At 67.7% G+C, this 4,056-nt stretch carries 3 protein-coding genes and 2 pseudogenes; 4 read left to right on the plus strand and 1 reads right to left on the minus strand.

From position 1 onward, the window contains the following. The 4 genes and pseudogenes from KZA10_RS09040 to KZA10_RS09055 all read left to right on the plus strand — a co-directional run. Nucleotides 1-435: pseudogene (locus tag KZA10_RS09040) on the plus strand (inorganic phosphate transporter); the annotation flags it as partial. After that, nucleotides 432-767 (plus strand): peptidase, encoded by a 336-nt coding sequence (locus tag KZA10_RS09045; protein ID WP_218682699.1) that lies wholly within the window; start codon nucleotides 432-434, stop codon nucleotides 765-767. The pseudogene KZA10_RS09040 and the gene KZA10_RS09045, both read left to right, overlap by 4 nt. Before the next feature lie 53 nt (nucleotides 768-820). Continuing rightward, the gene (locus KZA10_RS09050; RefSeq protein ID WP_218682700.1) at nucleotides 821-1,741 is read left to right on the plus strand and encodes a phosphodiesterase; all 921 of its coding nucleotides are present in this window, start codon (nucleotides 821-823) and stop codon (nucleotides 1,739-1,741) included. A gap of 61 nt (nucleotides 1,742-1,802) precedes the next feature. Beyond that, nucleotides 1,803-3,263, plus strand: coding sequence for an aspartate ammonia-lyase (locus KZA10_RS09055; protein ID WP_055868778.1), 1,461 nt, complete (start codon nucleotides 1,803-1,805; stop codon nucleotides 3,261-3,263). 64 nt (nucleotides 3,264-3,327) lie between these two features. Here the strand turns inward: KZA10_RS09055 and KZA10_RS09060 are convergent. Further along, a pseudogene (locus KZA10_RS09060) lies at nucleotides 3,328-3,957 on the minus strand (fumarylacetoacetate hydrolase family protein); the annotation flags it as partial. Nucleotides 3,958-4,056 lie beyond the last annotated feature (99 nt).

Raw genomic sequence — 4,056 nt, forward strand, 5'->3', positions numbered from 1 at the left:
GGCATCGGCTGGCTGCTGACGCTTCCCGCCGCCGGTGGAGTGGGAGCGCTCGCTGCGCTGCTCGTGGTCTGGCTGGGCAACTGGGGCGTCGCGATCGACGCCGTGATCGCGGTCCTGATCATCCTCGGTCTGTACATGCGCTCGCGTCGCAACGCCGTCACGCCCGCCAACGCGATGAGTGATGTCGCCGAGTCCGGCATGGCCATCGAGCTTCCCGACACGCCCCCGCCGACGCGTCGTCAACAGCGCATCGAGCAGGCCAAGGCTGAGGCCAGGGCCCGTGCCGAGGCCAGGGAGAAGGCGAAGGCGCAGGCGAAGAAGGATGCCGCGGCCAAGGCCAAGAAGAAGGCGGAGGCCAAGGCGGGCGCCGGTGCGTCCAAGTCTGCGGCATCGAAGAAGAAGGCAGATGCCGATCGGAACGGGGAGTCCGCATGAACGTCGTGATCGACTGGTTCGCGTTCCTCCAGGTTTTCGCGGCAGCCCTCATCGGCGCCGCGGCCATCGTCACGTTCTACGCGCTGGGTCTGCGTCTGCTCGTGCGCAGCGGTCGGGCTCCGGTGGTGAGCCCGGCGGAGTTCACGGACGCCATCACGGTGATCACCGAGAAGGAGCTCAAGCGCGCCGAGAAGCAGGCGGCGAAGGCCGCGCGCAAGAGTCCGTTGACCGCGGGGCAGAAGTCGCTGGCCCTCGTCGGGGCCTACGGCTGCTTCGCGCTCTGCGCCGCCGCAGTGGTGAGCGGCATCCTGCTCCTCGTCATCGGTCACTGACGACGGCGGAACGGGGCCCGGTGCGGGGGCCGGTGCGGCCATAGGCTGATGTCATGTCCGCAGGAACCGGCACTCCCTACGTCTTCGGCAGGCACGAGCCCGCGTCGCACGTGCTCATCCACGTCAGCGACCCGCATTTCCTCGCCGGGGGAGTGCGGCTGGGCGGACGCTACGACGTCGAGGAGAACTTCGCCCGCACGTTGGAGGCGATCCGCACCGTGCATCCGCACCCCACGGCCATCGTCGTCACGGGGGACTTGGCCGACCTGGGGGAGCCCGACGCCTATCGTCGCCTTCGGGCCGCGGTCGAGCCGGTGGCCGAGGCGCTGCGGGCCCCGGTCATCTGGGTGGCAGGCAACCATGATGAGCGGCCGGCTCTGCGAGAGGGCCTGCTGGATCTGACGCCGACCGAGGAGCCGGTGACCGGTGTCTGGAACCTCGACGGCCTCCGACTCATCGCGCTGGACACCAGTGTCCCGGGGTGGCATTACGGAGATCTCGATGACGGTCAGCTCGCCTGGCTGGCGGAGGTGCTCGCCGAGCCCGCCCCGCACGGGACGCTGCTGGCGATGCACCATCCGCCGATCCCGAGCCATCTGCCGCTGTTCGACATCCTGGAGCTGCGGCATCAAGACGAGCTCGCAGACATCGTGCGGGGGAGCGATGTGCGCGGCATCCTCGCCGGGCATCTGCACTATTCCTCTCACGGCCTTTTCGCCGGGGTTCCCGTGAGCGTCGCCTCGGCGACGTGCTACACGATGAACGTCGCGTGTCCGTCGGCCGAGGTCAACGGCATGGACGCCGCGCAGGCCTTCCAGATCGTCCACGTCTACCCCGACACGATCACGCACACCGTGGTCCCGGTGACCGAGGCCCCGACCGGCGACTACTTCTCCGAGGCCTGGCTGGAGCGCATGGCGAAGCTCAGCCCGGAAGGGCGACTCGAGGCCTTCTCCCGCAAACCCGGACGCTGAGCGGCGTAGACTGGGGGCATCCCCCACCCTTCTCACCCGCCACGACCCACGAGGATGTGACATGGCTTCTGCCGCGCCTACCCCGACCCGCACCGAGACCGATTCGCTCGGGAGCATGGAGATTCCCGTCGACGCGTACTGGGGGATCCACACCGCCCGCGCCGACGCGAACTTCCCGATCACGAAGCGACCCATCTCGGTGTATCCCGACCTGGTGGTCGGCCTCGCGATGGTCAAGCAGGCCAGCGCCCGCGCGAACCGCGAGATCGGAGTGCTCGACCCCGAGCGCGCTGACCTGATCGATCGTGCCGCGCAGCGAGTGATCGACGGCGAGTTCCACGAGCAGTTCACGGTCGGTGTCATCCAGGGCGGCGCCGGCACCTCGACCAACATGAACGCGAACGAGGTCATCACCAACATCGCGCTCGAGATGGCCGGCCGCGAGAAGGGCGACTACGCCTTCCTGTCGCCGATCGATCACACCAACCGCAGCCAGTCCACCAACGACGTGTACCCGACGGCAGTGAAGATCGGCCTCTCGCTGACGCTGCGCTCGTTGCTCGAAGAGCTCGACCTGCTGCGGCTGTCGTTCCTGGGCAAGTCGCGCGAGTTCCACGACGTTCTGAAGGTCGGGCGCACCCAGCTGCAGGACGCCGTGCCCATGACGCTGGGCCAGGAGTTCAACGGCTTCGCCACGACGCTCGGCTACGACCACACGCGCCTCACCGAGAACGCCTCGCTGATGTTCGAGATCAACATGGGCGCCACGGCTATCGGCACCGGCATCACGACCCACCCCGGTTACGCGCCCGCTGTGCTCAAGCACCTGCGTGAGATCACCGAACTCGACCTGCGCACCGCCGGCGACCTCGTCGAGGCCACCAGCGACACCGGATCGTTCATGTCGTTCTCCTCGACGCTCAAGCGCAACGCGATGAAGCTGTCGAAGATCTGCAACGACCTCCGGCTGCTCTCGTCGGGCCCCCAGGCGGGCTTCGGCGAGATCAACCTCCCCGCCATGCAGGCGGGCTCCAGCATCATGCCCGGCAAGGTCAACCCGGTCATCCCCGAGGTCGTGAACCAGGTGGCGTTCGCCGTGGCCGGGGCCGACATGACGGTGACGATGGCGGCGGAAGCCGGGCAGCTGCAGCTGAACGCCTTCGAGCCGGTGATCGCGCACTCGATCTTCCAGTCGATCACCTGGATGCGTCAGGCCATGTGGACCCTGCGCGTGAACTGCGTCGACGGCATCACCGCCAACCGCGACCGCCTGGGGGCGATGGTGGGAGCCTCGGTCGGTGTCATCACCGCACTGACGCCCTTCATCGGCTACGCAGCAGCGGCAGCCCTGGCGAAGACCGCGCTGTTGACCAACCGCAGTGTCGCCGATCTGGTGGTGGAAGCCGGTCTGATGTCCCGCGAAGAGGTCGTCAAGCAGCTCTCGCCCGCACGCCTGTCCGGGCTCGAGACCATCACGGCGGCGATCCCGGTGATCGCGTCGGAGGACCTGATCGAGATCTGATCACGCGGATACGAAGAGAGGGACGGATGCTCCGGCATCCGTCCCTCTCTTCGTGCCGGTGAGGTCAGTCGGTGATCCGGCAGTGGGTGGTGAGCTCACCGATGCCGTCGATGCCGACCGTGACGGTGGAGTGGTCGCGGAGGAAGATCTGCGGGTCGCGCGAGTAGCCGGCACCTCCGGGGCTGCCGGTCGAGATGAGCGTGCCGGGGAGCAGAGTGAGCGACTGCGAGAGGTGCGTGATCAGCTTCGCCACCGAGCGCACCATCTGGTCGGTGCTCGCATCCTGCACGGTGTGACCGTCGACGACGGTCCAGATGTGGAGGTCCTGCGGGTCGGCGATCTCGTCCGCGGTCACGGCGAAGGGTCCGGTCGGGGTGAATCCGTCGAACGACTTGCAGCGGGACCACTGCGCCTCGGAGAACTGGATGTTCCTCGCGGTGATGTCGTTGACCACCGTGTATCCCCAGACGTGCGACAGTGCGTCGGCTTCGGCGGCGTCCTTCGCGGGCGAGCCGATGAGCACGCCGAGCTCGGCCTCGTAGTCGACGGCTTCGCTGAGAGCGCGCGGCCACGACGTGGTCTGCTCGTGTCCGGTGAGCGAGTTCGGCCAGAGCGTGAACACCGTGGGTGCGGCATCCGTCTTCAGGCCCAGCTCGCTGGAATGCGCGGCGTAGTTGAGGCCGACGGCCAGCACTCGTTCTGAGCGAGCACCACGTCAACATCCTCTCGGCGACGGTCACGACCACCGATGAGCGCCTGGCATTGAGTCGTTTCGTGTTCGAGATGGGTGACG

This window comes from Microbacterium sp. BF1 (genome assembly GCF_019279095.1).
GTDB classification, from domain to species: Bacteria; Actinomycetota; Actinomycetes; order Actinomycetales; family Microbacteriaceae; genus Microbacterium; species Microbacterium maritypicum.